We start from the raw sequence: 267 nt of genomic DNA on the forward strand, positions 1-267 counted from the left end.
CCATTAATACTACGTATTAACATGTAATTTTACTTTTACATACTTTTAAAAAATAAGACACTTTGCCCAACTTACACTACCAATAAAAACTTCTGTTAGAATTCCTCAAAATGATATTTCGCGACATGTTAATGAAATTGTTGAAACGATACCTGATAGCAAATTCGATGAATTCAGACATCATCGTGGCGCAACATCCTATCATCCAAAAATGATGTTAAAAATCATCTTATATGCATATACTCAATCTGTTTAATTATGTTCAAA

General features: G+C 29.2%; 1 pseudogene. It reads left to right on the forward strand.

Annotation, left to right across the window (positions count from 1 at the left end):
* Positions 1 to 52 precede the first annotated feature (52 nt).
* Positions 53 to 253, forward strand: a pseudogene (locus ACH65_RS19445) (transposase); the annotation flags it as partial.
* Between the last annotated feature and the right edge of the window lie 14 nt (positions 254 to 267).

Origin of the sequence: Frateuria defendens, assembly GCF_001182895.1 — a bacterium.
GTDB lineage: Bacteria > Pseudomonadota > Gammaproteobacteria > Xanthomonadales > Rhodanobacteraceae > Frateuria_B > Frateuria_B defendens.